We start from the raw sequence: 24,954 nt of genomic DNA, 5'->3' as shown, positions 1-24,954 counted from the left end.
AGACGATGAAGATGTTCCTGGCTTTCGCCACTGCAACCGCCGCCCTTGCCATGGGGATTGCCGCCGTGCCTGACGCCGTGGCGGCCAAGGAAGCGCCGCCCGCCCCCAGCGCGCCGCGCCCGTTCACACTGCCGCAGATGACCACCTATGCGCTTCCCAACGGGATGCAGGTCACGCTCATTCCCTATGGCAACGTGCCCAAGGCGACGATCCTGGCCGCCGTTTACACCGGCAATATCGACGATGGCGCCAATGTCTGGCTGGCGGACATGACCGGCGCGCTGATGCAGAAGGGCGCGGGCGGGCGCGATGCCTCGCAGCTGGCCGATCTGGCGGCGGGCATGGGCGGCAGCCTGTCGCTCTCGACCGGGCTCAATCTCACCACCGCCGCGATGGATGTGCTGAGCGAGGATGCGCCGCAAGCGATCGGGCTGATCGCCGACCTGTTGCAGCGCCCTGATCTCAAGGCGGAGGAGCTGGAGAAAGTGCGCGCCGATCTGATGCGCAACCTTTCGGTGGCCAAATCCACGCCGGATTCCATTGCCGAGGACGCCTTTGCTTCGGTGATCTATCCCGATCACCCTTATGGCCGCGTTTTCCCGACCCAGCAGCAACTGGCGGGCTATACGCTGGATCAGGTCAAGGCGTTCCATGCAGCCAACTTCGGCGCGGCGCGCACGCATTTCTATGTCGCCGGACGCTTTGATGCAGGGGCCGTGCGCGGGGCGATCGAAAAGGCGTTCGGCGGCTGGAAGGCAGGCGCTGCACCGACTGCATTGCCAGCCCCTGCCAATCCGGCTCCCAAGGTGGTGCTGATCGACCGACCCGGCGCGCCGCAATCGATGGTGCTGATGGGCCAGCGCGTCGACAAGCCCGGCGCAAACGTCGATTTCAAGGCGGCGAGCACGCTGCTGGGCGGCTATTTCTCCTCGCGCATCACGCGCAACATCCGTGAGGACAAGGGCTATACTTATTCGCCGCGCGCGAGCCTTTCCGATCGCGTCGAAGGCGCCTCGTGGGTGGAGAGCGCGGCGGTGACGGCGCAGGCCACCGGACCGGCGATCACCGAGATCTACAAGGAAATCCGGCACATGCAGGACGAGCCGCCCACGGCCGCCGAAGTGCAGGGGATCAAGAACTACATGAACGGCACGTTCGTGATCGGCCTTGCCTCGCGCAAGGGCATGGCGAACTCGCTGGCAAGCCTGGACCTGCTCGGGCTCGGGGCGAATTACATGAACGCCTATGTCGGCAAGGTCAGCGCGCTGACACCCACTGACCTGCAGAACGCCGTCAAGCGTGAGCTGCCCATCGGCAAGATGAGCGTGGTCGTCGTCGGTCCGCTCGACAGCGTGCGCCCGCAACTGGAAAAGGTGCCGGAGATCGCTTCGGAGCTGCCGAAGTAGCGGCCTGCTCGATTGTCATCGGGACTGCATTTCGCATCCCAGTTTTCCGTCATCCCCACGAAGGCGGGGATCCCGCTTTTTTCTGCGTCACGTATGAAAAAGAGAGCGGGGCCTCCGCCTTCGCGGGGATGACGAAGTTTTGCGGGGCTTTGTTCCCGCTACATCAGCTCGCTGCCTTCTCCGCCAGCAGTGCAGGCGTCAGCACTTGCGGCAGTTGTTCCGCCTTGCCGTCCTTCGCGTACCAGACATAGAGCGGCACCCCGGCGGCGCCTTGCGCAGTGAGGAAGCGGGTGATCTCCGGATCGCGCCGGGTCCAGTCACCGCGCAGCACGATCACCCCGGCCTTGTCGAACGCGGCTTTGGTCTCGGCGCGCTCTATCGCGACTTCCTCGTTGACCTTGCAGGTCAGGCACCAGTCGGCGGTCATGTAGACGAACACCGGCTTGCCCGATGCGCGCGCTTTGGCCAGCGCCTCCTCGCTGAAGGGTTTGGTGTCGAGGATCGATTCGACCTCGCTTGCAGGGGGAGCAGGCTGAGGCAAGATGGCCATTGCAGCGGGGACGCCAAGGACTGCGGCAAACACTTGCCAGCGGGTGTCGAGTCCCTTGCGCTGGCGGCGTCCTATCCACCAGAGGACAACCAGCAGCATCAGGACATCGGAAAGCACCAGCCAGGTGAAAAGGCTGCCCGCGACCTTCCACACCAGCCAGGCCAGCGCCAGCGCGGTCAGTCCCATCGGCAGCGCCATCCAGTGGCGGAATTTCACCATCCACGCGCCGGGCTTGGGCAGGCGCGTGCGCAGTGCGGGCACGAAGGCGACGGCGAGGAAAGGCAGGGCGATCCCCAGTCCCAGTGCCGCAAACAGCGCGAGTGCGGGCAGCACCGGCAGCAGCAGCGCCGCGCCCATGGCCGAGGCCATGAACGGCCCGGTGCAGGGCGTGGCGACGAAAGCGGCGAGCAGGCCGGTCGCAAAGGCACCCTGCGTATAGCTGCGCGGCGAACCGGTGCCGACGAAGCCGGGCACGGTGAACTCGAACAGCCCCATCAGGTTGGCGGTGATGGCGCTGGCCAGCAGGAATAGCGCCACGACCACCAGCGGCTCCTGTAACTGGAACGCCCAGCCGACCTGCTCCCCGCCCGCGCGCAGAGCCAGCAGCACGCCGCCGAGTACCAGACAGGCGGCGATCACGCCCGCCGTATAGGCCAGCCCCTCGATCCGTGCATGGGCCTCGCTTTCCCCGGCGCGGGCAAGGCTGAGCGCCTTGAGGCTGAGGATGGGGAAGACGCAAGGCATCACATTGAGCAGCAGCCCGCCCGCCAGCGCCGCCAGCAGCAGCCAGGGCAGGGCGGGCAAGTCCGGCGCTTCAGGCCCCGCGACCGGAACGCCGCCCACCGGCACGCTGCCGGGCCGCGCGGCGAAGGACACGCCATTGCCCTGATCGTCCAGCTTGAGCACGCCTTCGATCTCGTCCGCCCCGCGCGCCGCGAACTTCGCGCGCGGGATCGTTACCAGCAGCGTGTCTCCCTTGCGGGTGAAGACCTGCGGTGCGGCATAGTCGACGATCTTGTCCTCGCGGATGAAGACGTGCGGGGAGGACAATGCCACCGAGGCGGGAAGCGGGATCGCCAGGCGCAGCACCTTGTCCGACAGCGCCATCGTGGCCGGCGCATCGAGCGGTGCGGGCAGGCGCTGGCGCCAGGCGTCGAAGCGGGCCGCGGTGTCTGCCTGGGCCGTTCCGACGGGTATTTCCGTCGCGAGGTCAGCGCTTTCAGGGACGCAGATCTGTTCGGTGCAGGCCAGCCACTGCGCCTTTACCCGCACCGGCAACCGGCTGCCCGGCGCGGCATCTGCCGGCACGGTGAAAGGCACGAGAACGGCATATTCGCTCTCATAGACATGGTTCATCAGCCCCTGCACCAGCAGCGTTTGCGGCACCGGATAATCCGGCTCTCCCACTTTCGCGCCGTCAGGCAGCGTCCAGTCGAGCTGCATCCCGAGCCCGGCATCGCCGGGATTGACCCAGTAGCCGTGCCAGCCCTTCTCGGGCGTCATGCGGATGGCGATCGTCGTTTCGCCGCCGGGCTTCGCGGCGGGGCCGGCGACCAGCTCGGCAGCGATGTGATTGGGGGCCGCCAGCGCTGGCGGGCTCCACAGGATCAGCGCGAGGATCTGACACAGGAGTGCCATAAACGGGCGATAGCAGCGCAAATCCATCAAGCTTCCGTGCGTTGGGGGCTCTTGCGCTCATCGCGCGTTCCGGTCATCGACGCATCTGCCTGCATTGCGCCGACAATTCAAGGAACTCCCCCCTCATGCGCCTCGCTCTTCCGCTGATTGCCCTTGCCACCGCGCTGTCCTTCACCAGCCCGGCGCTGGCGGATGAGACGCCTGCCGCGCCTCCCGCGGCCGAGGCCAGCACGCCGGCACCCGCCCCCCGGCTGATCGTGGCGATTTCGGTGGATCAGTTCTCGGCCGATCTCTTCGCGCAGTACCGCGAGCATTTCTCCAGGGGCTTCAAGCGGCTGCTGGATGGCGCGGTGTTTCCCAGCGGCTACCAGTCGCACGCGGCGACCGAGACTTGCCCCGGCCACTCGACCCTGCTGACCGGCGTTCATCCCGCGCGCACCGGGATTGTCGCCAACAACTGGTACGTCCCCGGCATCGGCCGCAAGGACAAGAAGGTCTATTGCGTCGAGGACGAGGCGAACCCGGACAGCACCTCGAAGAACCCGGTGGTCTCGCCCAGGCACCTCAAGGCGCCGACGCTGGGCGACCTGATGAAGAAGGCCAATCCCGCCACGATCAACGCCGCCGTCTCCGCCAAGGACCGCGCGGCGGTGATGATGAGTGGGCATGACACCGACGCGGTGTACTGGTTCGACGGCAAGGGTTTCACCACGTTCGAGGACCGCAAGATCACGCCCGCGGTCGAGGCGGAGAATGCCGCGGTGGCCAAGCTGGTCGATGGCGGCGATGGCGATCTGCCGGTTCCCGGCTTCTGCGGCGCGGTGGATCATGCGGTGAAAGTGAAGGACTTCACGATCGGCACTTACCGCTTCCCGCTCAAACCGGGCGACTACCGCACTTACGCGGGCGGTCCGCGCCTCGATGCCGCGACCGGCGATCTCGCGATCCGCATGGTCGATGAGCTGGGCATGGGCAAGGACGCGGTGCCGGACGTGCTTTCGGTCAGCTTCTCGCAGACCGACCGCGTCGGCCATGCCTTCGGCCACGAGGGCGTGGAAATGTGCATCCAGCTTGCCCAACTCGATGCCACGCTCGGCACGCTGTTCGATGCGCTCGATGCGCGCGGGATCGATTATGCGGTGGTGCTGAGCGCCGACCATGGCGGGATCGATGCGCCCGAGCGGCTCAATCAGGAAGGCTATCCGGGCGCGAAGCATATCAGCGCGGACCTGGAAGGCGACGCGCTGGCCGAAGCGGTTTCGAAAGAGACCGGTATCACGGCGCCGCAGGGCAAGCTGCTCTATGGCGGCGGGAGCTCGGGCGATATCTGGCTGGGCACCGGCCTGACCGCGAAGCAGCGCAAGACCGTGACCGGGGCGCTGGTCGCGCTGCTCAAGGCCAATCCCGAAGTGGATGCGGTCTATACCGCCGAGGAACTCAAGGCCGTGCCGGTGCCGCAGGGCGATCCGCAGGACTGGACGATGATCCAGCGCGTGCGCGCCTCCTTCGATCCCGAGCGTTCGGGCGAGGTGCTGATGATGACCAAGCGCGGCGTGGTCGGGATCGTCGATCCCGCGCCGGGCTATACCGCGACCCATGGCAGCCCGTGGGACTATGACCGCCGCGTGCCGATCGTGTTCTGGCGCAAGGGCATGACCGGTGAAGAGCAGCCCGTGCCGGTCGAGACGGTGGACATCGCGCCGACGCTGGCCGCGCTGGTCGGCCTGAAGGAACCGGCAGGCACCTGGGACGGAAGATGTCTCGACATCGATGGTTCGGAGGCCGATACCTGCGCGCGATGAGCGACTCGGAAACGACTGCGAAGCCTGCGGGGGATACCCGCGATCTGATCATCCTCGGCGGCGGCCTCGTCGGCATGACGCTGGCGCTGGCGGCCGCGAAGGCGGGGATTACCAGCCATGTGATCGACCGGGCCGACCCGGCCGATCTCGTGGCCGAAGGCGCGGACGGGCGCGCTTCGGCGATCTCCACCGCGAGCTGGAACCTCTTCGCCAATATCGGGCTGGGTGAGCGGCTGGCCCCGCTTGGCTGCGCGATCGATTCCATCGCCGTGACCGACGGGATGAAGCCCGGCCAGATCGACTTCACACCCAAGGCCGGGGACGGCTCGCTGGGCAAGATGTTCTTCAACCGCGATCTGCGCCTCGCGCTGTTCGAGGCGGCCAAGGACGAGCCCCATATCGCCTGGCATGTGAAGACCGAGGCGGTGCGCCGCGATCGTGGGCCGCACGGCGTCGAAGTGGAACTGAGCGACGGGCGGTTGCTGCGCGCCTCGCTGCTGGTCGCGGCGGAAGGCCGCCAGTCGCCCACGCGTGACGAGGCCGGGTTCTCGATGGCGAAGTGGGACTATAAGCACCGCGCGATGGTGACGGCGCTGTTCCATGAGAAGCCGCATAACGGCACTGCGTGGGAAATCTTCTACCCCGCCGGGCCTTTCGCGCTGCTGCCGTTGCTCGACGACGCGCAGGGCCGCCACCGCAGCGCGCTCGTCTGGACTGTCGCGGAAAAGGACGCGGCGGGCGCGATCGCGATGACCGATGCGATGTTCATCAATGAAGTCGCTGCGCGAATGCACGGCGTATTGGGCGGGATCGAACTTGCGGCCCCGCGCATGAGCTATCCGCTGAAATTCCATCATGCCGCCAAAGTCATCGACCAGCGTCTCGCGGTGATCGGCGATGCCGCGCACGGGATGCACCCGATTGCCGGGCAGGGCCTGAACCTGGGCCTGCGCGATGTCGGGGCACTGGTCGAAGTGCTGACCGACGGGATGCGCCTCGGCCTCGAACCGGGCGATGCGCAACTGTTGGCCCGCTACGAGAAGTGGCGCAGCCTCGACAGCTTCATGGTCATGTCGGTGACGGACAGTCTCACCCGCCTGTTCGGCATTCCCGGCAAGCTGCCTAGCGCCGCGCGCCGCCTCGGCATGGGCGCGGTGCAGCGGATGCCGACCCTCAAGCGCTTCTTCATGGATGAGGCGCGCGGGATGTCGGGCAAGTTGCCGGAATTGCTGCAGGGGTAAGGGAAGGGGCGCCCATCCCTCATCCCTTATAGTCTATCGTCTTACTTTGAATCGTCATTGCGAGGCCCGTAGGGCCGCGGCAATCCAGAGCGAGCGTAAACCGCTCTGGATTGCTTCGCTTCGCTCGCAATGACGAAGGTTCTGTCCAAAGGTGATTACCCTCTAGGTTTCACCGCCTCGCCTGACGTCGGCGTCGGCGTTGCCGTCGGTGTAGGCGTCGCCAAGGGGCTCGGCTGGTCGACCTTGTGCCCTTCGGCGTCCTTCAGACGGGTCGGTTCAAGCATTGCGGTGGTTTCCAGCAGGTCGAGCGCGTGCTGGACGTCCTCGTAGCGGCGCGCGTCGGCGATCCAGGTCTGGGCCTGATCGGCGCCGGGCAGGCGTTCGACTTCGGCCACGGCGTTGTTGATACGCTTTGCGGTCAACATCACCTTGGCGCGGTCGATGCGGGCGGAAGGCGAGACCAGCGCCGAGGAATCCCGGCGGATCACGAAGAGGGCGCCGAATTCATGCCGGGCGCGATCCCACAGGCTCTCCTTGGTCTCTACGCCGGTCAATCCGGGCGAGAGCGCTTCGAGGCGGGCGGAGAGTTCGTCGATCGTGACCGGGTTCTTGCTGAAGGCGATGATCGTGTCGACCGCGCGCGGCTGGGCATTCATGAAGCGCAGCTTGAGCTGGTCGGCGACGTAGCTGAGCGGTTCGCCCCGGTCGATCATGCGGCGCGCGGCGAAGGCGATCAGCAGGCCTTCGGCGCGGGCGGCGTTGCCCGATGCGGCATCGGTCTGGAAATCGAGGCGGGAGATCCGGTCTTCCAGCATCGCCAGCCGGCCCTCGACCGAACTGATCGCTGCCATTTGCGCGGCCGTGGTTTTCGGCGCAGGAGTCGTTGCGGCGGCATTGGGCAGCGCGGCCGGTTCCACCAGCGTTTCCGCCACGGCTTCGGTCGTTTCCTGCGCGTCCGGCGCGGTCAGGACGCCCGAGAGATAGCCGTGCGAGGCGGCCCAGGCGACCAGCGCCGCGCCCATGATGAAGGCCATCAGGGCAATGAACACAGTGATGCTGCGCGAACGCGGACGGCCGGAGGACGACGCTGTTATGGCGGAGTATTCCTGCATTTATCCTTGTTCTGGCAGTTGTGAATGTGATCCCGAGCGGGCTTCTTCGCACATCTGGGCCGCCAAGGCCAGCAATGCGGCATCATCGGGCCGGCTGGCACTGTGCAGCGCGGCCCAGCCCTGTCCGGCCCGCGCGGCCACGCGCGGTCCGATCGCGGCGATTTTGATCGTATCGCGAGCAATTCCCGCCTCGTCGCACAGCCGCGCGAAATGGGCCGCGGCCTCTCCGGAGTGAAGCAGGACGAGTGCGGGGGCGGCGAGGTGGCCCGCCAGTCCGGGCTGCATCGGCAGAGGCTCGCTGGCATAGACTTCGCGGGTCGTGACTGTAATGCCATCGGGCAGTGCGAGATCGACCCGCTCGCGTCCGGCAAGACGGAGCAGGCGGCGGTGCTCGTGACGAACCTGAGCGATGACCTGCTGCAATCCGCCCTTGCCCGCCGTCACCACGTCGAGCCCGGCGGCCCGCGCCGCATCGGCGGTCTTTTCGCCGACCGTGTAGGCGGGAAGCCCGCGATAGAGCGCCAGCGCCTCGCCGCCGTGGCGCAGGGCGTTGGCGCTCCCCAGCAGCAGCGCGTCGATGTCCCCGCGCGGCACTGGCTGCCAGGGCAGCGGACGCACGGCGAACAGCGGAAAGGCATGGGCTTCGAGCCCCATCGCCCGCGCCTGCCTGACGGTTGCCGCCGCGCCGGGTTCGGGCCGCAGGACGAGAACCGGCAGGGTCATGTCAGGTGCCGGGACCGTCGAAGTGATCGGCAATCGCTGGGACCGCGCGGGCGAGCAGGTCTGCCGCAAGCCGCGCCGGGCCGTCCTCGTCGTCCGCGGCGAAGCGGGCGTGACCTTCGATGTGTTCGGCCCCGTCCGGGCTGTAGAGCGCGGCGCGCATCACCAGTTCGCTGCCATAGACGCGGGTGAGCACGGCGATCGGGCTGTGGCAGTTGCCGCCGAGCGCCGCGAGCAGCACCCGCTCGGCTAGGAGCGTCGCGCGGCTGTGTGCATGGTCCACCGCCGCGAGGAAGGCACGGGTGCGCGCGTCGTTTGCGCGGCATTCGATCAGGATCGCGGCTTGCCCCGGCGCGGGCAGCCAGTGCTCCTCGTCGAGCGGATGGCCGGTGCCGTGTTCGCCCAGCCGCTTGAGCCCGGCGGCGGCAAGAAACGTGGCGTCGGCCTCTCCGGCGGCGAGCTTGGCAAGGCGCGTGGCGACATTGCCGCGGAAGGTCACGACCTTGCAGTCCGGCCGGGCGTGGAGCAATTGCGCGGCGCGGCGCGGCGCGCTGGTGCCGACGACCGCGCCTTGCGGGAGGGCGGCGATGCTCTCCGCCCCGATCAGCACGTCGCGCACATCCTCGCGCGGGAGCACGGCGCCGATCGCAAAGAGATCGGGGCGGAGCGTTTCCACGTCCTTGGCCGAGTGCACGGCGAAATCGATCTCGCCCGCCGCCAGCCAGGCGTCCAGTTCCTTGGTCCACAGCGCCTTGCCGCCGATTTCGGCCAAAGCCCGGTCCTGAATGCGATCACCGCTGGCGGTTACGGCCACGATCTCTATATGCGCCGGATCGATTCCATGCGCTTCCGCCAATCGGTCGCGTGCTTCCTCGGCCTGAGCCATCGCAAGCGGCGAGCGGCGGGTGCCGAGGCGAAAAGTCTGGTTTGAACTATGTGTCTGCGTTTCCATGGGCGGCTTGTGCTACCCGCCATTGCCGTTCAGGGGAAGTGCGGCCAAAGAAGAATGGTATGAGGATCGTTCTCGGCATAGAATCGTCCTGCGATGAAACCGCGGCCGCGCTGGTGACGAGCGAGCGCACCATTCTGGCGCAGCGCATCGCCTCGCAGGATGAAGTGCACCGGCCCTACGGCGGCGTCGTGCCCGAGATTGCCGCGCGCGCCCATGCCGAGCGGCTGGCCCCGATGATCGAAGCGACGCTGGCGGATGCCGGCATGACGCTGGACGATGTCGATGCGATTGCGGCGACGGCCGGGCCCGGGCTGATCGGCGGGGTCATGGTCGGGCTTGTGACGGCCAAGGCGCTGGCGATGGCGGCGGACAAGCCGCTGATCGCGGTCAATCATCTCGAAGGCCACGCGCTGTCGCCGCGGCTTGCCGATGCCACGCTGGCCTATCCCTATCTGCTGCTGCTGGTGTCCGGCGGGCATTGCCAGATCCTGCTGGTGGAAGGGGTGGGGCAATTCCGCCGTCTTGCCACCACGATCGACGATGCGCTGGGCGAGGCGTTCGACAAGTCGGCCAAAGTGCTGGGGCTGGGCTATCCCGGCGGCCCGGCGCTCGAACGGCTGGCGCGGGAGGGCGATGCGAAGAAAGTGCCGCTGCCGCGCCCGCTGATGGGCAGTGCCGAGCCGCATTTCTCTTTCGCCGGGCTCAAGAGCGCGGTGCTGCGGGCCAAGCAGGCGCTGACGAATGCGGCGGCGCCACTGGCCTATACCGATGCCGACATCGCCGCCTCGTTCCAGCAGGCGGCGATCGACTGCCTGATCGACCGGACGCGCAGGGCGCTGGCAGGCGTCGGAGCAGTCAACGCGCTGGTGGTGGCGGGCGGCGTGGCGGCGAACACGGCGATCCGCGGGGCGCTGGAAGGGCTGGCGGCGGAGTTCGAGCTGCCGTTCATTGCACCGCCATTGACACTGTGTACCGACAATGCGGCGATGATCGCATGGGCGGGGCTTGAACGGTTCGAACGCGGCCAGTCGGACCCGCTCGACGTGGCGGCGCGGCCGCGTTGGCCGCTCGATCCGGATGCCGAGGCTGTGCGCGGGGCAGGAGTGAAGGCATGAGCAAGGTGGGGGTGATCGGCGCGGGTGCCTGGGGCACGGCGCTGGCGCAGTCGCTGGCCGGGGATGGCAGCGAGGTCCTGCTCTGGGCGCGCGAGCCGAACCTTGTCGCGCAGATCAACAGCGAGCACCGCAACGGCCTTTACCTGCCGGACGCCGCTCTGGCCGAAACCGTTCGCGCGACGAGCGATCTGACCGCTCTGGCCGCGCTGCCGGTGCTGCTGGTCGTGGTGCCCGCGCAGTTCCTCGCCTCGGTCATTGCCGGTCTGCCGGATGGAGACCGCGATCTTGTCCTGTGCGCCAAGGGGATCGAGGCGGGCACTGGCCGCCTGATGGCCGATGTCGCGGCCGATGCCGCACCCGGCGCGCGGCTGGCGGTGCTGTCCGGCCCGACTTTCGCGCATGAAGTGGCGGCCGGATTGCCGACCGCCGTCACCCTCGCCTGTTCGGGCGGGGAGGCGCAGTGGGACCGGCTGGCCCCGGTCATCGCCCGTCCGGCACTGCGGCCCTATTACTCCGACGACGTGACCGGCGCGGAGATTGGCGGTGCGGTCAAGAACGTGCTCGCGATTGCCTGCGGCGTGGTTGACGGGCTCAAGCTCGGGCAGAACGCCCGCGCGGCACTGATCGCGCGCGGCTATGCCGAGATGCTGCGTTTCGGTCTGGCGCGCGGCGCGCGGCCGGAAACGCTGTCGGGCCTGTGCGGGCTGGGCGATCTGGTGCTGACCTGCTCGTCCACCTCCAGCCGCAATTTCTCGCTCGGCCTCGCGCTTGGCCAGGGGCTGACTGCGGAGCAGGCGCTGTCGGGCAAGAACAGCGTGGCCGAAGGCGCGGCGACGGCGCCGGTGCTGGCGGACCTTGCCCGGCGCGAAGGCATCCAGATGCCGATCGTCGATGCCGTGTGCCGCCTGCTGTCGGGCGAAGCACCGGCCGGTGCGGTGGTGTCCGATCTGCTGGCACGCCCGCTGCGGGCGGAAGGGGAGTTCGCTCTTTGAGCGAGACTGTGAGCCGCGACGAGGCGGCAGCCGAAAAACGCGAGAACGACGACATCGCGGCTCTCGCCAAGGGCGGGCGGACGAACTTCTTCGGGTTCTTCCTGCGCCTTGCCGCGCGCATCCCGTTCTTGTTCATCGCGGGCCGCGCCGCATCTTACGGTCCCGCCGCGCTTGGCCGCTTCGCTTCGGCGCTGGTGGTGATCGAGCTCACCTCGATGCTGTGCACGATGGGTGAGAAGCGCGGTCTGGCACAGCGGCTGTCCGATACCGAGGGGCAGGTCCATCCGGCCAACGTGATTGCAGACGGCACCGTCCTGGCGCTGATCACGTCCTGTGCCGCCGCGCTGTTCTTCTATCTGGTTCCCGAGCCGATGTTTCCGGGGGGCAATTACAGCCAGATCGACCGGCTGATCGTCATCGCGATCCCACCGCTGACCCTGACCGAGATCTGGCTGGCGGCGCTCGCCTATCGTTTGCGGATCAGCCCCACGGTTTGGGCGCGCGCGATTGTCGAGCCGTGGACGATCTCGATCATGGCCGGGGCGATGATCTGGATCGCGCCCGAAAGCGGCCTGACGCTGGCTTATCTGTCCTCGATCTTCGCCGCCGCGCTGACCGCCTTCATCCCGTTCTTCCGCGAATACGGTCTTCCCTACGCATGGCGGCCGCGCCCGGGGGAAATGCACCGGCTGGCCGTGCGGTCGATGCCGATCGCGCTGGCCGATGCCATCGAATGGGGCACCCGGCGCGTCGATATCCTGCTGCTGGGTTTTCTGGCGCCGCCGTCGGCCGTCGGCGTCTATTATGCCGCGCAGCAGGTGGCGAGCCTGCCGCAGAAGCTCAAGACCAGCTTCGAGCCGGTGCTTGGCCCGGTGATTACGCGCAATCTGAAGAAAAAGGACTATGCCGCGATCGCCAGCCAGGTCTGTCAGGTGGGCTTCTGGATCACCGCCGCGCAGGCGGGCATCGCCTTGGCTCTGGCGATCCCCGGCGAGGGCGTCATGGGGCTGATCGGCCGCGAGTTCGTGGGCGGCACCGGGGCGCTGGCCTTCCTGCTCGCTGCCGAAGTGGTGGCTGCCACCGCCGTGGTGAGCGAGGCGGCGCTGATCTACATGGCGCGGGTGAGGAACCTCGTGGTCTCGCTGCTGACGATCGGTCTGCAGGCAGTGCTGACGCTGGCCGGCATCCTGCTGATGCAGCATCTCGGCTTCAATTCGCTCTATCAGGCGGCGGCGGCGGCGGCGGCACTGATGCTGGCGCTGGGGCTGGCATCGATCGTCAAGTCGCAGATGCTGGCCCGCCTGCTGGACCAGAAGATCAACAACTGGCGCTGGGCGCTGATCTGGGCGGCGGTGCCGGCAGTGATGCTGGGCTATCTTGCCACGCAGTACCTGCCGGAATGGGCCGAGCTGGCTTTCGGTATCCCTGCGATTCTCGGCTCCTACATGTGGGTGATCTGGAAGAAGGCTTTCGGTCCGGAAGACCGCAAGCTGTTCCAGAAGACCAAGACGGCCTGAAGCTGACGCGGGTGGCTGACAGGAGGCGATGAAGATTCTAGGCTCACGTTCATGAATCCCCGCCGTGCCTCGATCGTTGCTGCCGGAGCCGCCCTGAGCCTGGCCATGGCCTTCGCTGCGACCAACCTCCATGGCGGGGCGTTCATCGGCGGGCTGGAGCAGAAGGCCCTGGCCGCGCGCGATGCGGCCGGCGGCAAGGGAGTGAAGCTGGCCTTTCGCGACCGCTATGGCTGGCTGACCCGTCATCCGATTCTGTCCGGCGGCGAACGGCTTAACGCCGCCACCCGCACGCGGGTTGCTGCCGCTGTCGCGCGCATTCCCGGTATCGGCGGCATCAGCTGGGATCATGACGGCGCGGCGGTGGCGGTTCCGCTCCATTGCCAGGATGACGTGAAACGCATCCTCCAGACCCGCACGATCCGTTTCACCGAAGCGAGCGCCCGCATCGATCCGGCCAGCGAGCGGCTGCTTGACGAAGTTGCCCGCGCGCTGAGCCCTTGCGTGGGCAGTATCATCGCGGTGATCGGGCATACCGATGCAGGCGGCAATCCCAAGGCCAATCTGGCGCTGTCGATGGCGCGGGCCAATGCCGTGCGCTGGGCGCTGGTGGGGCGCGGCATTCCCGCCGATGGACTGCGCGCGGCGGGCGTGGGCTCGGCGCAGCCGGTAGCGGGGCTCGACCCGAGCGATCCGGCCAACCGCCGGATCGAATTTTCCGTGATTTCCCCGGCGCCGGTCAAGCCGACGCCGATCGATACGCCGGGGCCGGGATAGCCTCTATGAAAGGAACCTGCCTTGCCGCTATGGCTTGAAATGGCTGTCTCGGTGCTGCTGACCTACGGGCTGGGTTTCGGCATCGGCTGGCTGCTGTGGAACCGGAAGGGATAGATACTGTGCTGCAAATGATCGAGGCGAACTGGCTGATCTTTATCGCCGCGCTGCTGGTGGGCATCGCCGTTGCGTACTGGCTGTTTGTCCACGGGACGAAGCCGCCCCGGCGCGACCGCCGCCCGGACGTGCTGGACGAGGGTGCCGCGCCCGCGCAGCGCAATCAGGCGCTGATCGACGCGCCGCCCGCCGCGCAAGTGGATGCCCCGGTCCATATCGATCCGCCCGCGATGGCCGGGACCATGGCCGGGATCGGCGAAGTGATCGCCGTGGCCGCGCAGGAGGAAGTCGACAATCTCGCGCCCGAGCCCGCACCTGAAACGGTGCCTGAGGTGGCGGGCGCCGGAGAGGCGGACGACCTGCGCAAGATCAAGGGCCTCGGCCCCAAGATGCTGACGCTGCTCACATCGCTCGGCATCACGCGCTACGAGCAGATCGCCGCCTGGAGCGATGCCGAGCTGGACGAGCTCGATACCAAGCTCGGTTCCTTCGCCGGCCGTCCGCGCCGCGACAACTGGGTGGAGCAGGCCAAGCTGCTGGCCGGCGGCGATACCGGCGCTTACGAGGCGAAGTTCGGCAAGCTCTGAACCGCCTTGCGAAGTGGGGCGATCCGGAGCAGGCATAGACCAGCGGATCGCTTCACGCCGCCGTTACCGGCCGATCAGGGCCAGCGCATGGCGAATGAATGCGTCGCGGTCGAATATCCACCGGGCCTCCGCGGGGACTTGCGGATCGGCAAAGCCCCAGCCCTCCTTCGCATAGACCCGGCCTACGTTGCCCGTGGTGTTGAAGGCGAGCGAGATCACGCGCTGCTGCGCGCGGGTGGTCGTGTCGTTGCCTTTAACCAGCGTGGTGCCTGGTTCGATCCAGGTGCCTTGCGGCCTTACCGCGAAGACATAAGGCTCGGTGCGATAGCTCTTTACCGAGGTGTTGAGGAAGACCGAGAGATAGACCTGGTCGAGCACGGATAGCGGCGCGGCGGGCATGTGCCAGCCGGGATTGGCCAGCACGTTCCACGGATAGCTGTCCGGCGCGGCATAAGTGATGTCGCTGCGCAGGTCGACCAGACCGTCGCGCACGGCCTGTGCAGGCTCCTGCCGCTGGATCCGCAAGTTGTTCGACCAGGTGAACCCGTAGATCGAGGCATCGATCAGCGGCATCGCCGAAGGCGGGGCGCCGTTGGGCGTATTGGCGACCGTCACGTTCTCGTAGATGCGTAGATAGGCCTTGTCCTTGAGCTGGTGGCCGCTCGCAACGTTCGACCAGCCGCGCTGGCCGTGCCAGATCGAATTGCGCAGATGCGTGACCAGCGTGCCGTTGATGTAGGTGGTGTGCTCCTGATCGGGACTGGAACTGATATTGCCGGCAATGTCGCTGTCCTCGACATAGAGCATCGTCTGGCCGCTGGGCACGAAGATGGCGTTCTTGCCGCCGAAGATCCGCGCCCGGCGAATGACCGCGGTGAACAGGCCGGGCCGCTGCCCTCCGAAGACTTCCAGATTCAGCCCGCCCTTGGGCTGCTTCGCGCCGGGGAAGTCGAGCTGGATGTCCTGCATCTCGAAGTGGATGCGCTGGCGGCCGATGTCGAACAGCCTGAGGTCGATGCTCGCCCACTCGTCTCCGGTGCGGAACACCACCGGGTGGCCCGGCATCGAGGATCGCAGAATGTACTGGGTGCCTTGCAGCGGCCCTACGATCTGCGGCTGCCACGGCGCGAAAGGATAGACGCAGGGCTTGCCGGCGGAATCGAGCGCCTCGTAAACGAACTCGTACCCGCCCTCGACCCGGCCATAGAGCGAAGCCGCGTCCCGCCCGGCATAGACTTCACGTCCCGCCGCGCGTGAGGCATCGCATTTGATGAACAGCTTTACCGCAGGCGGGCGCAGCCCCTGCATCGGCATGTAGAACGGATAGGCGCCTTCGGCAGGCGCAATGACCTCCGGCGCGGGCTCTTCCTGCGCAGCGGTGGACGACTGGCCCGGCCCCGCACTGCCCAGCGCGAGCGCCGCGGCCAGCGCCAGAAGCGGCTTGAAGTGAAAGTGCCTGGACACCGCGTGCCGCTTCTTCATCGGGATTGCCCTGCAAACCGCGCGGCTGGGTGCGCGCGCGGCAAAGGCATGGGCCCGGCAGCCGGAACGTCAAGCCCTGTTCCCCGGGTGTCGCATTGTGGAGCGCGCGGGGAGCAGAGCGTTGCCGCTGCGAGGGCGACTCAGCCGCCCTGGTAGCTTCCCATCACATCGCGCCGCATCGCCGCGCCGCTGTCCGCGCGCGAATAGAACATGTGCCCACCCGGATACATATGCAGGCTGATCCGGCCGTCGCGGGCAAAATCGGGCATCTGCGCCAGGATCAGCTTCGATCCGTAGAACGGGCAGGACAGGTCATCCCAGCCGTGGACGATGTTCACTTTCATCTTCGGGTCGGTGGCGACGGCCTTGCGCAGATCGCTGACTGGGCTGTCGGTATCGTCGCGCTTCCACTGCTCGTTCACGGCGTAGGACAGCGCGTTGTAGCGGGCATCCACTTTCCAGCCGACTTGCCGGGTGATGAAATCGACCATGGCGGACGTCGTGGGCGCGATCAGCGTGGTCAGCAGCGGGTCGCTGTATTGCGGCGTCGCGCTGGCGGGGAAGGGGTCGTAGGCGGTGTAGTTGGAATCATAGACCGAGCCGATCAGGCCCTGACTGCGGCGGATTTCGCGCAGGTAGGTGTCGATATCGACGCGCCCGTTCATGCGCCGCACCAGGGCCGGATCGAGCCCGGTGATCTCCGCGACTTTCGCTGAAAGCCGGTCGGTCGCGGCCTTGTCTCCCGGACCGGCGAGGAAATCCTGCACGAACTGGGTGCGCATGTAGGTCTCGACCGGGCCCATGGTGGTCTCGTCGAGCGGCTTGCCCTGCCGTTCGAAATGACCCGCCGCCATCGAGGGCAGGTTGATCATCCACGGCAGCGGAGAGAGCGCGTCGTCCTCGCCGATGGCGGGCGGATCGAGATAGGGCGAAACCAGCGTCATGCCGGAAATGCCCACGCCCATCTGCGTCTGCAGGTAATAGGCGAGGCGCGGCACGCGGTAGCCGCCGTAGCTTTCGCCCGCGAGGTACTTGCGGCTGGTCAGGCGGTCATTGGCGACCAGCCAGTCATAGACCACGCGGCTGAGGTAATGGATGTCGGCGTCGGCTTCGTAGAAGTCCTTCTTGGTCTTGTCCTTGTCCTCGCGCGAACGTGAAAAGCCGGTGCCAATGGGATCGATGAAGACGAGGTCGGTGAAATCGAGCCAGGAATTGGGATTGTCGCGCAGCACGGCAAGATCGGAAGGCGCATCGCCCTGATCGCCGAACGCCACGCTCTTGGGGCCGATCGCGCCGAGGTTGAGATAGACTGACGAGGCACCGGGGCCGCCGTTGAAGGCGAACGTCACCGGCCGGGAAGTGGGCGCGCCGGGCACGGTATAGGCGGTATAGACGACTTCGCCGATGACCTTGCCCGTCTCGTCCTTCACCGGCAGCGACCCGACCGTGGCGGCGTAGCTGACCGTCTTGCCGCCGATCACGGCCGATTGCTTGATCGACCTGGGCGCGGGGAAGGGGGTGAAATGGTCGTCGGTCTTGGCGTCGGCCTTTTCGGAGGCCTTGGCGTCATCGGCGTTGTCGGCGGCGAGGATGGCTGAGCCGGAAGCCGCCAGCAGCAGGGCCGAAGCGGCCAGAGTCAGGAATCGCATGGAATGTCGTACCTCGAATGCTTGGCGCCTCTGGGGGGAGGGGGAGGCGAAGCGAGGCACCTTAGCGCGGCGGTGCGATGCGGCAAGACCTGCACGGGCAAGACCTGTACGGGGCAGGCCCGGACGGGTTTCCGCGGCATCGCACCGCCGCGCGGGAAATCAGGGCAGCATCGATCCGGTTTCGATGAAGCGCTGGTGCCAGGACAGCGCCTCGCTGAGGATCGAAGGTGACTGCAACCCGTAGGACTGCTTCTGCGCGCGCGCGAAGTAGTCTTCCAGCAGCGGCCGGTAGTCCGGATGCGCGCAGTTGGCGATGATCACCTTGGCGCGCTCCTTGGGGCTGAGCCCGCGCAAGTCGGCAAGGCCCTGCTCGGTGACGATCACCTGCACGTCCTGGTTGATGTGGTCGACGTGGCTCGCCTGCGGCACGATCGCGGAAATGGCGCCGCCCTTCGCCGTCGAGGGCGTCACGAAGATCGAGATATAGGCATTGCGCGCGAAGTCGCCCGAGCCGCCGATGCCGTTCTGGATGCGCGAGCCCATGACGTGGGTGGAATTGACCGCGCCGTAGATATCGGCTTCGATCAGCCCGTTCATGGCGATGCAGCCCAGGCGCCGGACCAGTTCGGGATGGTTGCTGATTTCCTGCGGGCGCATGATCATCTTGTCGCGGTAGCGGTGCATGTCGCGGTTGACGCGCTCGGCCGCCTCGGGGCTGAGCGAGAAGGCGGTGGCACTGGCCATGCGCAGCTTGCCCGTATCGAGCAGGTCCAGCATCCCGTCCTGGATCACTTCGGTATAGGCGGTCATCGCGTCGAAGGGGCTGTCGATCAGCCCGGTCAGCACGGCATTGGCGATATTGCCCACGCCCGACTGGATCGGCAGCAGCGAGGCGGGCAGGCGGCCCACTTTCACTTCGTGGCCGAGGAATTCGAGGATGTGCCCGGCAATCGCGCGCGCCTTTTCATCCGGCGGGGAGAACGGGGCATTGCGGTCGGGCGCGTCGGTCTCGACGATGGCGACAATCTTCTTCGGATCGCAGCGCAGCGTCTTCTCGCCGATCCGGTCGTCGGGCTTGACCAGCGGGATCGGCACGCGGTGCGGCGGCAGGGCCGTGCCGTAGTAGATGTCGTGCATCCCTTCGAGCGCTTCGTTCTGCCAGGAATTGACTTCGAGGATCACCTTTTCGGCGCGATCGAGCCAGGTCTTGTTGTTGCCGACCGAGGAGGAGGGGATCAGCGAGCCGTCCTCGCGAATGCCGGTCACTTCGATCACGGCAGTGTCCAGCGGGCCGAGGAAACCCTGCCAGGCCATCGGCGCCACCTGGCTCAGGTGCATGTCGAAATAGTTCATCTCGCCCTTGTTGATCTTCTCGCGGGCGATGGGATCGGAATTGTAGGGCAGGCGGAACTCGATGCCATCGGCCTTGGCCAGCGCGCCGTCGAGTTCGGGACCGGTCGAGGCACCGGTCCACATGCTGACCTTGAAGGGATTGCCGGCGGCATGTTCGGCTTCGATCTGCGCGGCGAGCGCTTGGGGAACGGCTTTGGGATATCCGGAACCGGTAAATCCGCTCATGCCCACGGCACTGCCGTTGGTGATGAACCGGGCGGCATCGGCGGCGTCCATGATCTTCGAACGCAGCATGTGATTACGGATACGCAAGCGACCTCTCCTTCTCTTCCACAGATCGCCCGTTCGCGCGCGAGCGCGTGAAAGAACAGTGAAAAAGCAGCAGAAACGATTGCATATTCTGCAACTCGCGATTCCGGCACATTGCCAAGGGCACGAGTTCCCCCATCACACAGTGCCTCAACTCATGCGGCGCGCCATGACATGGCGCAAATTTTGCTTTGTTTTTTCCCGGAACCCCAACCGCCAAAAGCCCGAGGAGAAGACAGCCCATGACCGACATGACCGAACTGGCCAAGCGCAAGCAGCCGATCAACCTCGCCATCGTCCACGCCGATCCGGATGCGTTTCTCGACAATTTCCTGCCCTGGCTGGAGATCACCGCGTTCCTTTCGGCCCATCGTTCCGGCCAGGTGGAGATGCCTGCCGACGGACTCACGCCGGCGCTGACGGAACAGCAGCTGGCAGGTGGCATCACGCACCAGATCGGCGATGATACGCTGGTGGCCTTCGCCATGGCGGCGGCGATGAAGGGAGACAAGCACGCGGTCGACAAAGTCGAGGCGGGCTTGCGCGAACGCTTCGGGCCGGGGTTCCCCGGAAACGCCGGACTCTGGCACTTTCGCGGGGAAATCGCAGCGCCCGTGACGCTTGACGATCATGTCGGCCAGGCCGGCAAGAAGATGCTGGCAGGCGAACCGACCCCGCCGCCGATGCGTAACGGCGAGACCTGGACCGTGGGGATGCGCTTCCTCGAACGCGCGATGGGCTCCAACTTCAAGAGCGAGATTCTCTATCCGCTGGCGCTGTGGACGCGGGCCAAATGGGAAGAGGTTTGCGAGGCGGGCGTGGCCTTCATGGCCCACATCGAAGAGAACCTGCCGATCCTGCGCGAGGCCCTTAAAGAGCCGCGCAACGATGCCGCCTTCGTTGCCAACATGCTGCTGCTGGGCGCCCCCGCGGTGGAGATGGACCTGCAGGACGAAGTGCAGGGAATGCTCCGCTCGCTGTCGCGCCGCTGATGGCGAAAAGCCGACAATCCGCCAGCCCCGCGCCGGACAATTGAAGGCTTTGTAACGCTCGCTTGTCGTACTCCGCGCCTGTCCGGGGGCTCAGGGAATCGTGCACTCAGGGAATCGTGCGCAGGGGGCGTGTGGGGATGACGGGCTTCCTGCCCCGGTTCCGCAGGGCCTCGGTGCGCTGCTGCGAGGCTTTGACTTCCTCTGCCGCTTTCCGGGACCAGCCGCCCTGGGTGTTCTCCTCGAACACGACCTGGTTGCGTTCCCAGGCCGGGTGGGCTTTCTGCCGGGCCATCAGTGCCTTCACATAGGCATCGCCCAGCGCGTGGATGCGCGTGCGGCAGAGCTGGTCGGTGCAGTCGTGTGCCCAGACCGGTTCGTAGGTCTTGAACAAGTCCTTCCCGTAGAGATCAACCTCGGCCACCTTGCTTTCGAGGATGATCGCCTTGCCTTTCTTGTCGGCCTCGATCGCGTTGCGGATCATGATCTGCGCGGTTTCGATCGAAGGGTACTTGGGCTGGGCGCGCATTTCGTTGAGGATGCGGTTGCCCGTCATCTCCGCCACGCCCGTGATCGCCACGCCGCAGAAGTTGAGCGGCAGGTAGGCGCACTGGTCATAGTACTTCTTTATATAGGCCTGCCGCCAGTCGAAGACTTCCTTCTCCATGGGATCGGAAGGGGGCTGCTGCGCGCCGGGCGCGTCCTTGCTCACGGTCGGCGAATAGAAGTACTCGCGCGCGCAGATGGTCTTCTCGTGGCAGGTGAAGGTCACGCCGTCCGGGGGCAGCGTCACGGAAACTTCGGGGAACCACACCGGCCAGTCCCAGTGATGCGACCAGACCGCGACATCCACGAAGACCCGCGCGGCAAGGCCCGGCGTGACCTGGAAGGCCAGCGAATATTCCGGGTGGCCGATCGAGAAGCTGCTCGAATGGTCCTGCGGGTTGACGGCGAGCGGGTAAGTCTGGCCGGAACTCGTCATTTCGGTGACTTTGCCTGACAGGTTGTCCTTGAGCTGCACCTGCAGCTTGTCGGAGGTCAGGCCGACTTGCACGGCGGGCAGGATCTTGGCTCCCGCCACGCCGTAGTTTGCCAGCCCGGCCAGCAGATCGGGGCTGTCGAACACGACGTCCTTGTTGAGCGCGCCGCCAGGGCCCGGAGCGGGGGGCTGGAACTGGCCGTTGGTGAACGGCGCGGGCAGCCCTTCGGTCAGGTCCTTGCCCACGTTCGCGGAAACCCCGCCGCTGTGGAACGGCACCTTGTAGTTCATGCCCGCATAGGCGGTCAGCTCGGCCACCAGTTCGCGGCCCTGGAACACCTGGCCGCTATCGAGCCCGGTTTCTTCGTAATCATGCGGGCTGCCGTTGATCGGCTGGAACACCGGCGCGATGCTGGCGGTCTCGGTGCTGCCCACGCGGTTGTAGGCATAGAGCCCGCTTACGCTGATCGGGAAACGCAGGCCGAAACCGTAGCCGAAACCGGCATAGACCTCCAGGTAATAGGTCTTCTTGCAGCTTACGAGACAGGTCTTGACGGTGACGGAGACACGCCGGCGCCATTCGTTTTCGCGTCCCAGCGTAAAGCCGGTGAGGAGGACATGCTGCGCCAGCGTGCGCTCGGCCTCGACTTTCTCGGGGATCTGCGGCCGGGGCATGGGTTTTTGCGAAAATGCGGGGCGCGCTGCCAGTTGCAGCTTCTTGTCGAACGCGGGGAGGAACATGGTGTCCTCGATCTGCACGTCGGCCGCGTTGATCATCTCGCCTTCAAGCTGGGCGTCGGGCAGGGCGGCCAGACGGGCCGCCTCGGCCGCGCCGACTTGCGCTTCCACCTGCTGGCGCTGCGCGGGATCCTTCATCATCGCGCGGAACTGCGCGATCCCTTGTGCGAAATCGGCCTGTTCGGCCTCCGCTTCCTTGCCGGCGGCGGCAATCGCCTGCGCGCGCCTGGCCGGATCGGCGATGTAGCGCGCGCTGCCGGGATCGGCAAAAGCGGCGTTGCGGGCTGCGGCACTCGTCTGCACGAAGCAGCCGATACCGGCGCGATCGAGCGCGGCGCTCTTGGCCGGCGTCGAGCAGGCGCCGGGTTTCATGCTGTAGGCCAGGTACTGGCGCACGATCAGGCCCTGATCGATCCGGCTCGCCTCGATGTCATCGGCCATGACCCGGGTCAGCGCCGTCTGTGCGCGCAGGCGTGTGGCCATGTTGCCGAGCGAACCGGGATTGTTGAGCACGGGCCGCAAATTCACTTTGTCCCTGCCCAGCGTCAGCACCGGATTGGCCCGCAAGGTAGCGGCCGAATAGCGCTGCCGCACCGGCAAGGCGCGCAGCGCCTCGCTGGTGGTGCCTGCCTTCAGCGTGACGGACGAGGCCGGCGCGGTGGCCGTGGCGGCGACCGGCGGCTTGATCTCGCTTTCGGGCGGAGCGTCGCTTCTTTCCACGCGCGGGGCGGGTTTCAAGGTCGTGAATTGCGCCTGCGCCGCTTCGCTGAAGCCCAACAGGCATGACGCGCCGCCACAGACGGCAATCCATCCAAACGTCCACTTTTCCATGGCCAGCTCTCTCCCAGGCCGCAGCAAGACAAGCGAACTGTATCAGACAAAGTGTCAGGAGAATTGCGGCAGGACAATTATCTCCTGTTTAACCATGGCGCGGCGCGATGCGATGGTGCGCGGCCCTGTCAGCCGTTCGCGATTTCCGTCACTGCACGCGCCATCGCGGCGAGTTCGCTTTCGCGCCGGACATTGCACTTGAGGAATACGTTGCGCAGCTGCGCGGTGACTGTCTGGACGCTGACGCCGCGAAGGCGGGCGATGTCCTGCCGGGAATGACCGCGCGAGAGCAGCGCCACGACCTGGGCTTCCGCGCTGCTCAGGCTCAGGGCCTCGGACAAGTGCCGGGCATCGCGCTCCAGGCCTTCGTGCGCCAGATGATGCGCCTCCTCGCCCGGCGCGGCGAGCGGTGAGCGCAGGGTCACGATCACCCGCGGGGTGAAGCCGAAATGCCAGTCCTGTCGCGGCAGCGCGCGGACTTCCACCAGCAGCAGCCCGGCATCGCTGCGAACCCACAGGGGGGAAGGGCCGGTGTCGGCGCCGGAAAGGGCCAGCGCGATGCGGGCTTGCAGGGCGCGGTCCGTGGCCGGGACGCTCGCGCGCAGGGTCTGGTTTCGAACCTGAAGCGTGCGCAGGCCCAGCAGCGGGGCGGCCGCCTCGCTGACGTAGCAGACCCGCGCGGCCGCATCGAGCAGGATCGCCGGCGTGCGCATCGTCTCGATCGAGCCCTGTACCATCAGCAATCCCTGATGCTCGATGGCGTTCTGCGTGCGCAGGGCCGCCAGAACGTGCGGCGCGGCTTGTGCGAACACGTGCCGGTCGGCCTCGGTCGAGCGCCCGTCGGACTCGCTGCGCAGCACGGCCAGCCCGAAAAAGGCATCGGGCTGCTGGGTGAGCACCATCTGCGCGCCATGCTCGACATCGAGACGGCGCATGGCGTCGAGATAGCGTTCGTCCGTATGCGCGGCCCGCACGGCGTCATAGTGCGCTTCCCAGGCCATTTCGAGCGGCTGACCGGCCGCTGCCACGCGATAGTTCACTTCGGGCAAGTAGCCGTCGATGTCCTCCAGCAGCGTGTGAAAACCGGGGTCCGCATCGCTCACCCAGTTGAAGGCCAAGTGCCGGGCGCCCATCGCCAGCATCTGCCCATGCGAGGAACGGGTCGCCTCCGCCAGCGTGCGCAGGGCGGTGTCCCAGCCCAGCGGCTCGAACGGCGCGCGCGCGAAAGCAGCGGCAATCCGCGCCACTTTCCGCGTTGCACTGTCCCTGCCTTGCCTGCCCACGCCGCCCCCGCGTTTGCCCCGTTCCGGAGCGGTACATACCATGATCTTGGTATGTGTGGAGAAGGCTTTGCGTTCAAAAGGGAAACGCGACCCGAAGGATTGGTAATGCCATTCCTTTTCCTGCCCCGGCGCCTGTCCGTCAGGCCCGGGGCTTTTTGTTCGGGGGTGTTTGGTCAGGCCGCTCGCGGGACGATGCGGTCAAGTTCGTCGCCGCGTGTCCGGCGTCCTTCTTCAAGGTCGTAGTCGATCTGGAGCCCCAGAAAAAATCCTTCGCTCATGCCGAAATAGCGGGCGAGCCGCAGGTCGGTGATGGCATCGACGGGGGCGGATTCGGAGAGAAGCGCCTTGAGGTAATCCAGGGCGAGCCCGGCTCCGGTCGCGACCTCCTCGACGGGAATTTCGCTCCCGATCAGGAAATCTTCACGCAGGATCGCGCCGGGGTGGACGTTGTCCAGCCGGTCTTCATCCCTTGTGATAGTCCTCGATCCGGACATCGTCCGCGCCTCCTTCTGACCAGCGGAAGGTGATCCGCCACTGGTCGTTGATGCGCAGACTATATCGTGAAGGTGTAAAACCTTTCAACTGTTCGAAGCGATTGCCGGACGGGATGCGCAAGTCGTGGAGCTTCACCGTCCGATCAATCTGGCGCAGTTTGCGCCGTGCCGTGTTCTGGATGTCCGGCGGCAGCTTGCGGCTGCGGGTGCCGTGGAACACCAGTTCGGTTTCGGGATCGGCGAATGAACGGATCATGGCAAACTCCTTGCCACGACGTCTGACTCATTTGAATCGCATACACTACGGACGTCCAGTGAAATGTATGC

The 24,954-nt window shown here is 66.5% G+C and carries 20 protein-coding genes; 9 read left to right on the top strand and 11 right to left on the bottom strand.

Going from position 1 to position 24,954, the window contains the following annotated elements; all coding sequences use genetic code 11:
* The first annotated feature begins 5 nt into the window (after positions 1-5).
* Positions 6-1,406: a M16 family metallopeptidase gene (locus tag NN5_RS02540; RefSeq protein WP_067732487.1), complete on the top strand. Its 1,401-nt coding sequence runs from the start codon at positions 6-8 to the stop codon at positions 1,404-1,406.
* 163 nt (positions 1,407-1,569) lie between these two features.
* Here the strand turns inward: NN5_RS02540 and NN5_RS02535 are convergent, their stop codons facing one another.
* A complete protein-coding gene (locus tag NN5_RS02535) occupies positions 1,570-3,594 on the bottom strand; it encodes a protein-disulfide reductase DsbD family protein (RefSeq protein WP_373280319.1) in 2,025 nt (674 codons plus the stop codon).
* A gap of 125 nt (positions 3,595-3,719) precedes the next feature.
* Between NN5_RS02535 and NN5_RS02530 the strand changes: the two genes are divergently transcribed.
* On the top strand, positions 3,720-5,396 hold the full coding sequence (locus NN5_RS02530) for an alkaline phosphatase family protein (RefSeq protein WP_067732485.1): 1,677 nt from the start codon (positions 3,720-3,722) through the stop codon (positions 5,394-5,396).
* Positions 5,393-6,637: an FAD-dependent monooxygenase gene (locus tag NN5_RS02525; protein ID WP_067732484.1), complete on the top strand. Its 1,245-nt coding sequence runs from the start codon at positions 5,393-5,395 to the stop codon at positions 6,635-6,637. The genes NN5_RS02530 and NN5_RS02525 overlap by 4 nt, the downstream gene beginning before the upstream one ends.
* Before the next feature lie 155 nt (positions 6,638-6,792).
* On the opposite strand, the gene NN5_RS02520 is transcribed toward NN5_RS02525, so the two are convergent.
* From NN5_RS02520 to hemC, 3 genes are read right to left on the bottom strand one after another with little or no spacing between them, the layout of a single operon-like run.
* The gene (locus NN5_RS02520; RefSeq protein WP_067732483.1) at positions 6,793-7,749 is read right to left on the bottom strand and encodes a hypothetical protein; all 957 of its coding nucleotides are present in this window, start codon (positions 7,747-7,749) and stop codon (positions 6,793-6,795) included.
* Positions 7,750-8,472 (bottom strand): uroporphyrinogen-III synthase, encoded by a 723-nt coding sequence (locus tag NN5_RS02515; RefSeq protein WP_067732482.1) that lies wholly within the window; start codon positions 8,470-8,472, stop codon positions 7,750-7,752. It lies immediately after the preceding gene.
* 1 nt (position 8,473) lies between these two features.
* Positions 8,474-9,421 (bottom strand): hydroxymethylbilane synthase, encoded by a 948-nt coding sequence (gene hemC / locus NN5_RS02510; protein WP_084384690.1) that lies wholly within the window; start codon positions 9,419-9,421, stop codon positions 8,474-8,476.
* 59 nt (positions 9,422-9,480) lie between these two features.
* On the opposite strand from hemC, the gene tsaD reads away from it, so the two are divergent.
* The 5 genes from tsaD to NN5_RS02485 all read left to right on the top strand — a co-directional run bounded on the left by tsaD (position 9,481) and on the right by NN5_RS02485 (position 14,520).
* Positions 9,481-10,536: a tRNA (adenosine(37)-N6)-threonylcarbamoyltransferase complex transferase subunit TsaD gene (tsaD, locus tag NN5_RS02505; protein ID WP_067732481.1), complete on the top strand. Its 1,056-nt coding sequence runs from the start codon at positions 9,481-9,483 to the stop codon at positions 10,534-10,536.
* Positions 10,533-11,528 carry an NAD(P)H-dependent glycerol-3-phosphate dehydrogenase gene (locus NN5_RS02500; RefSeq protein ID WP_067732480.1) on the top strand — a complete coding sequence of 332 codons (996 nt, stop codon included), beginning with the start codon at positions 10,533-10,535 and terminating at the stop codon, positions 11,526-11,528. The genes tsaD and NN5_RS02500 overlap by 4 nt, the downstream gene beginning before the upstream one ends.
* Positions 11,525-13,045 (top strand): lipopolysaccharide biosynthesis protein, encoded by a 1,521-nt coding sequence (locus NN5_RS02495; RefSeq protein WP_067732479.1) that lies wholly within the window; start codon positions 11,525-11,527, stop codon positions 13,043-13,045. The genes NN5_RS02500 and NN5_RS02495 overlap by 4 nt, the downstream gene beginning before the upstream one ends.
* A gap of 51 nt (positions 13,046-13,096) precedes the next feature.
* Positions 13,097-13,819, top strand: a complete 723-nt coding sequence (locus NN5_RS02490; RefSeq protein ID WP_067732478.1) for an OmpA family protein — start codon at positions 13,097-13,099, stop codon at positions 13,817-13,819.
* 128 nt (positions 13,820-13,947) lie between these two features.
* On the top strand, positions 13,948-14,520 hold the full coding sequence (locus NN5_RS02485; protein ID WP_067732477.1) for a helix-hairpin-helix domain-containing protein: 573 nt from the start codon (positions 13,948-13,950) through the stop codon (positions 14,518-14,520).
* A gap of 63 nt (positions 14,521-14,583) precedes the next feature.
* On the opposite strand, the gene NN5_RS02480 is transcribed toward NN5_RS02485, so the two are convergent.
* The 3 genes from NN5_RS02480 to scpC all read right to left on the bottom strand — a co-directional run bounded on the left by NN5_RS02480 (position 14,584) and on the right by scpC (position 19,316).
* On the bottom strand, positions 14,584-15,984 hold the full coding sequence (locus tag NN5_RS02480) for a hypothetical protein (protein ID WP_157080969.1): 1,401 nt from the start codon (positions 15,982-15,984) through the stop codon (positions 14,584-14,586).
* A gap of 158 nt (positions 15,985-16,142) precedes the next feature.
* On the bottom strand, positions 16,143-17,651 hold the full coding sequence (locus NN5_RS02475; protein WP_067732475.1) for a S10 family peptidase: 1,509 nt from the start codon (positions 17,649-17,651) through the stop codon (positions 16,143-16,145).
* Between the two features lie 159 nt (positions 17,652-17,810).
* Complete coding sequence (gene scpC / locus NN5_RS02470) at positions 17,811-19,316, bottom strand: succinyl-CoA:acetate CoA-transferase ScpC (RefSeq protein ID WP_505765282.1); 1,506 nt, start codon at positions 19,314-19,316, stop codon at positions 17,811-17,813.
* Positions 19,317-19,555: 239 nt separating this feature from the next.
* On the opposite strand from scpC, the gene NN5_RS02465 reads away from it, so the two are divergent.
* Positions 19,556-20,305, top strand: coding sequence for a hypothetical protein (locus NN5_RS02465; RefSeq protein ID WP_067732473.1), 750 nt, complete (start codon positions 19,556-19,558; stop codon positions 20,303-20,305).
* Positions 20,306-20,411: 106 nt separating this feature from the next.
* On the opposite strand, the gene NN5_RS02460 is transcribed toward NN5_RS02465, so the two are convergent.
* From NN5_RS02460 to NN5_RS02445, 4 genes are all read right to left on the bottom strand, one after another.
* Entirely contained in the window at positions 20,412-22,850 is a 2,439-nt protein-coding gene (locus NN5_RS02460; protein WP_067732472.1) for a hypothetical protein, read from the bottom strand.
* Between the two features lie 128 nt (positions 22,851-22,978).
* Positions 22,979-24,175 (bottom strand): helix-turn-helix transcriptional regulator, encoded by a 1,197-nt coding sequence (locus tag NN5_RS02455; protein WP_067732471.1) that lies wholly within the window; start codon positions 24,173-24,175, stop codon positions 22,979-22,981.
* Positions 24,176-24,306: 131 nt separating this feature from the next.
* A complete protein-coding gene (locus NN5_RS02450; RefSeq protein ID WP_067732470.1) occupies positions 24,307-24,627 on the bottom strand; it encodes a HigA family addiction module antitoxin in 321 nt (106 codons plus the stop codon).
* On the bottom strand, positions 24,596-24,883 hold the full coding sequence (locus NN5_RS02445) for a type II toxin-antitoxin system RelE/ParE family toxin (RefSeq protein ID WP_067732469.1): 288 nt from the start codon (positions 24,881-24,883) through the stop codon (positions 24,596-24,598). The genes NN5_RS02450 and NN5_RS02445 overlap by 32 nt, the downstream gene beginning before the upstream one ends.
* Positions 24,884-24,954 lie beyond the last annotated feature (71 nt).

It is taken from the genome of Novosphingobium naphthalenivorans NBRC 102051 (assembly GCF_001590985.1).
Taxonomy (GTDB): domain Bacteria; phylum Pseudomonadota; class Alphaproteobacteria; order Sphingomonadales; family Sphingomonadaceae; genus Novosphingobium; species Novosphingobium naphthalenivorans.
Note: the sequence above shows the minus strand (reverse complement) of the source record. Positions and strands in the feature narration are given on the sequence as shown.

Bases quoted from the DNA above. Each gene is read 5' to 3' on its own strand.
- NN5_RS02455 (WP_067732471.1), bottom strand. From the start codon at position 24,175: ATGGTATGTACCGCTCCGGAACGGGGCAAACGCGGGGGCGGCGTGGGC.
- NN5_RS02515 (WP_067732482.1), bottom strand. From the start codon at position 8,472: ATGACCCTGCCGGTTCTCGTCCTGCGGCCCGAACCCGGCGCGGCGGCA.
- NN5_RS02460 (WP_067732472.1), bottom strand. From the start codon at position 22,850: ATGGAAAAGTGGACGTTTGGATGGATTGCCGTCTGTGGCGGCGCGTCA.
- NN5_RS02530 (WP_067732485.1), top strand. From the start codon at position 3,720: ATGCGCCTCGCTCTTCCGCTGATTGCCCTTGCCACCGCGCTGTCCTTC.
- NN5_RS02500 (WP_067732480.1), top strand. From the start codon at position 10,533: ATGAGCAAGGTGGGGGTGATCGGCGCGGGTGCCTGGGGCACGGCGCTG.
- hemC (WP_084384690.1), bottom strand. From the start codon at position 9,421: ATGGAAACGCAGACACATAGTTCAAACCAGACTTTTCGCCTCGGCACC.
- NN5_RS02475 (WP_067732475.1), bottom strand. From the start codon at position 17,651: ATGCGATTCCTGACTCTGGCCGCTTCGGCCCTGCTGCTGGCGGCTTCC.
- NN5_RS02540 (WP_067732487.1), top strand. From the start codon at position 6: ATGAAGATGTTCCTGGCTTTCGCCACTGCAACCGCCGCCCTTGCCATG.
- tsaD (WP_067732481.1), top strand. From the start codon at position 9,481: ATGAGGATCGTTCTCGGCATAGAATCGTCCTGCGATGAAACCGCGGCC.
- NN5_RS02445 (WP_067732469.1), bottom strand. From the start codon at position 24,883: ATGATCCGTTCATTCGCCGATCCCGAAACCGAACTGGTGTTCCACGGC.
- NN5_RS02465 (WP_067732473.1), top strand. From the start codon at position 19,556: ATGACCGACATGACCGAACTGGCCAAGCGCAAGCAGCCGATCAACCTC.
- NN5_RS02535 (WP_373280319.1), bottom strand. From the start codon at position 3,594: ATGGCACTCCTGTGTCAGATCCTCGCGCTGATCCTGTGGAGCCCGCCA.
- NN5_RS02520 (WP_067732483.1), bottom strand. From the start codon at position 7,749: ATGCAGGAATACTCCGCCATAACAGCGTCGTCCTCCGGCCGTCCGCGT.
- NN5_RS02450 (WP_067732470.1), bottom strand. From the start codon at position 24,627: ATGTCCGGATCGAGGACTATCACAAGGGATGAAGACCGGCTGGACAAC.
- NN5_RS02490 (WP_067732478.1), top strand. From the start codon at position 13,097: ATGAATCCCCGCCGTGCCTCGATCGTTGCTGCCGGAGCCGCCCTGAGC.
- NN5_RS02525 (WP_067732484.1), top strand. From the start codon at position 5,393: ATGAGCGACTCGGAAACGACTGCGAAGCCTGCGGGGGATACCCGCGAT.
- NN5_RS02485 (WP_067732477.1), top strand. From the start codon at position 13,948: ATGATCGAGGCGAACTGGCTGATCTTTATCGCCGCGCTGCTGGTGGGC.